At 35.6% G+C, this 4169-nt stretch carries 2 protein-coding genes, 2 tRNA genes and 2 pseudogenes; 2 read left to right on the plus strand and 4 right to left on the minus strand.

All coding sequences use genetic code 11. The features are described 5' to 3' along the window. Positions 1–239 precede the first annotated feature (239 nt). From F6K13_RS21260 to F6K13_RS21275, 4 genes and pseudogenes are all read right to left on the minus strand, one after another. Positions 240–1253, minus strand: a complete 1014-nt coding sequence (locus tag F6K13_RS21260) for an ArsJ-associated glyceraldehyde-3-phosphate dehydrogenase (protein ID WP_124144836.1) — start codon at positions 1251–1253, stop codon at positions 240–242. Between the two features lie 246 nt (positions 1254–1499). Next, complete coding sequence (locus tag F6K13_RS21265) at positions 1500–1949, minus strand: dual specificity protein phosphatase family protein (protein ID WP_124144837.1); 450 nt, start codon at positions 1947–1949, stop codon at positions 1500–1502. 2 nt (positions 1950–1951) lie between these two features. Next, positions 1952–2140, minus strand: a pseudogene (locus tag F6K13_RS21270) (arsenical resistance protein ArsH); the annotation flags it as partial. Positions 2141–2296: 156 nt separating this feature from the next. Then, positions 2297–2626 (minus strand): annotated as a pseudogene (locus tag F6K13_RS21275) (arsenic resistance protein); the annotation flags it as partial. Positions 2627–2959: 333 nt separating this feature from the next. Between F6K13_RS21275 and F6K13_RS21280 the strand changes: the two are divergent. Then, a tRNA-Val gene (locus tag F6K13_RS21280) sits at positions 2960–3033 on the plus strand. A 634-nt stretch (positions 3034–3667) separates the two neighbouring features. Continuing rightward, positions 3668–3740, plus strand: a tRNA-Ala gene (locus F6K13_RS21285). Positions 3741–4169 lie beyond the last annotated feature (429 nt).

A 4169-nucleotide genomic window follows, 5' to 3' on the forward strand; every position in this document is an offset into this window, starting at 1 on the left:
TAAACAAATTATCAGTAGCAAGGAAATTATCTATAATTGGAATTTATCTCTGCTTAAAAATATCTTTCATTGTAATAGAAACATCAGTCATATTTTTCTCATTTTTATTTGATTTATTTTCCCATTTATTAAGTTTAGGAAATCTTTTTTCTAGTTGTAGCAGCTTTCCAAGAAGAACAATAGTGGGAGCATCTTGCTCCCTTCCCTACTATTGCCTATTTACTGTAATATTACAATAACTATTTCAAACTCAGAGCAACTTTTCGAGCTAACTCTGCCATACGGTTAGCATAACCCCATTCATTGTCATACCAAGCCAAAATTTTCACTTGAGTTTCATCTACTACCATTGTTGAAAGAGCATCAATAATAGAAGAGCGGGGGTCATCTTTATAGTCAACGGAAACTAAAGGACGTTCTTCATAACCTAAAATTCCTTTCAGCGGTGGTTGTTCAGATGCAGCTTTCAATAAACTGTTAATTTCTGCTACCGAAGTAGGACGAACTACTTCAAACACACAATCTGTCAAAGAAGCATTCAACAAAGGAACCCGCACCGCTAAACCATTCAACTTACCCTTAAGTTCTGGGTAAATTAATGCGATCGCTGTTGCCGAACCAGTTGTAGTCGGAATCAGTGAAAGACTTGTAGCTCTGGCACGACGCAAATCTTTATGAGGTGCATCAACAATAACTTGAGTATTAGTATTATCATGGATAGTAGTAATAACTCCATGTTTAATTCCCAATCCTTCGTGAATCACCTTTACCACTGGAGCTAAACAGTTGGTAGTACAAGAAGCTGCCGTGAGTAAGTGATGTTTTTCAGGTTCATACAGATTATCGTTAACACCCATGACTACATTTAAAGCTTCTTCTTTAACTGGTGCTGCCACAATTACCTTTTTGACACCATTCTGAAAGTAAGGTTCGAGAGTGCTTGGAGTCCTAAACTTGCCAGAACATTCCAACACAATATCAACACCAAATTTGTCCCAAGGTACTTCACCTGGTTGGGAATATTCACTGAAACTGAGAGGTTTACCATCAATTATTACCTGTTCGTCTGCTGCTTCTACTTCCGGCGACCACCTGCCATGTACAGAATCAAACTTAAGTAAATGCGCTGCTGCTGCCGTACCTCCTTTGATTTCATTAATGTGAACAAACTCTAGTTCTGGCCATTCCCAAGCTGCACGCAGTGCCAACCTTCCCATGCGACCAAATCCATTTATTCCTATGCGCATTGCCATATTTTTCCTCCTTTAAATTTTCGATAGTTTTACATAGCAATGGTGAATAGCATAGTACGGGAGGAAGATGCTCCCACTGTAGTGTCTCATAATAAAAATAACTACAAAGCACTACCATTACAATGCACCAACACCAAATTTTCTTTTTTCTTAACTAGCTCAGGACTTAGGCAAATTATTAGATAATACACTATCTGTAGAAGCAAATGGCATGATAGTATCCAGCTTTTTAATCTCTTAAACAAGTTAATTTTTTGCCAAAGTCTGTAAAAAGCTACTTTGAGATTCCCGTAAATCAATTTCTGGGTTTGCAGTTGAAATAATTTCCATTGCCTCATCATAAGATGAACCAGAAATAATCAAATACCCCGCAAGAGCAGTAGCTGTTCGTCTTTTGCCATTGCTGCAATGAATTACAACACCATTGTTTTGACTATCAATAAAATCCTGTAGTTGTTTAATTTGTTCCCGACTTGGTGCAGTTCCTCCTTTGGTAGGCAACCACAAGTAAGGTAAGTTTGCTTGTTTGTAAAGCTCTAAGTTAGAGGGATCATCCATCAAAGAGACTATTGCACCGATACCTAGTTTCTGTAATTCTGGCAACTCTTCTGGCAATGGTTTGCGAACTCCTGCCAGTTTCTGTGGAATCACCCACCACAAATTTTCTGCTATCGGTTGAGTTGTTTTTTCTTCCATAGTTAATTTCTTTCCTTTTCTTTACGCTCACTATAGCGGTCTGTCAAATAATCAACCTTATCTCGCAACAATAATGTAAACTTGCATAATTCCTCCATAACATCAACAACGCGATCGCGATAAGCTGAATCTTTCATTGTCCCATCTTCATTAAATTCCTGATAAGCTTTCGCTACAGAAGACTGATAGGGATGTTATAAATAGTTTCGCTCCTTTAAATGTCAAATAATTGCCCCAAACTATGGTCTTATCAAAGTTTTTAGTAGATCAAATCTAACTTCTGACTTCTGACTTCTGACTTCTAACTTCAGTGAAATTTTCTACCCTACTCCCCCACTCCCCTTCCCCTAATCTCCAACAAATGGAGTCGCACAACAAGGAGAATCTAATAAAGTTGCCTTCTCTGGTTCGTGAGGAAACCAAAAAGCTGTGCGTTTGCAAAACTATACCAACATCAACATTACTGGTACTTCTATTAATACTCCCACTACTGTTGCTAAAGCTGCCCCAGAATTCAAACCAAATAGAGTAACTGAAGTGGCGATCGCTACTTCAAAATGATTACTAGCTCCAATTAAAGCAGCGGGAGTAGCATCTTCATAATGTAATTTCATTTTCAAAGCTGCTACATAAGTAATCAAGAAAATAAAATTAGTCTGGAGAAATAGTGGTACGGCCTTCTTGAAATCTCTCAGCAGTATTTTTACAGTTTTGTTCATATTTTTTATATCTGTGATATTTCAAAAAAAATTGATATTTTAGGTAAGGCTAGTATAGCGAAAAAAGTGGAGGTAAGAACAAACTTACGCAGTCCCCTCTGAAGTCAGAAAATTTCCCCACAGCGTAGGTTACAGTGGGGTAGTTCAGTATCTATGACAATACCCCTGCTGGGGTAAAAGGTATCTTTATAAGATATACTTATTTTTTATATATAAAAAATAGTTATTATTTATATATTTCTCATAAAATTTAGACTTTTGCTCTAGAATTGGTATACTAAAGCATAGTTTGGACGTATAGCTCAGTTGGTTAGAGCACTACCTTGACATGGTAGGGGTCACAGGTTCGAGTCCTGTTACGTCCATTTTTCTGCGAACCTTGTTGAGTAGAAGTTTATCCTGAAAAGATTATAGTGTTAGCGGAGCTTTGTGTCAGCAATCGCCTAAATTGGTATGGGCTATATATAGTGTCTTTGGGTAAGTCATGTTAATAATATACCCATTGTTTCGTTAATCTATTCGATACTAAAGAAGTAAAAATGATCAAGATAACTCATGCTTAACACATACAGAGAGAATATTTTACCTCTTTAGTCACAATCTAAAGAAGTGTAAAAATTAATTCCTTTTCTTGTTAAATATAGCGAAACTATTAGAGGTGGCCATCTATAGGTACAACCAAGATATGTAAATAGACATCTGGTAAAAATCCAAAATCAAATCAATTATCACACATAAATTATCAATTCTTTCTCCCTACTGCCTACTGCCTACTGCCTCTTTTCTGGAGATGTCTAAATGCCATACAAATACCACTAGACATTATTTATTGGCCAACTGCTTATTTTTATACGACAATATAAAAGATTATTATATACAAATTAATTTAAAAGAAGTATTTTTGATAAAGTGTCTGTAAAATCTAGAAGTCATGGTATAATCAGATTACTAAATTGGAAAAAGTAGTTAGTCTAGAAAAGGCTAAAATATTAGTGATTAGGGGTTATAGCTCAGTTGGTAGAGCACCTCAATGGCATTGAGGGGGCCAGCGGTTCGAGTCCGCTTAACTCCATGTTAATATTCAATAACTACTTAGCTTAAGTAGAGCAGGCTAAAAAAAAGACGTTGCATTTTTAATCAAAAAAAACCCTAAAGAAAATGAATATAAACTTTTGAGCTAATTTACAATTTGATACATAGCGCCCAAAATTTACCATGTTCTACTTAGCTGTGAAATTCAACTTTAAATAATAGCAGTTTTGAGTTTACTTTTTTACCGTTATCAATGCTTTTAACAATTCTTATTTGTATGGACTGAAACTAGATAAATTAATCATAAACTACTCCTGATAGAGTAAGTCTGTTGAAACAAGAATATCTAAATACTCCAAATATTTCCTTTTTGTTCAAATTAAAACTTCAGTTCTTAAAACCATATCATTTTTAAGATAGACTAAAGTCTGTGTGAAGGAAAACCTTCAAACAGACTTTAGTCTATCTA

The organism is Okeania sp. SIO2B9 (assembly GCF_010672505.1).
Taxonomy (GTDB): domain Bacteria; phylum Cyanobacteriota; class Cyanobacteriia; order Cyanobacteriales; family Microcoleaceae; genus Okeania; species Okeania hirsuta.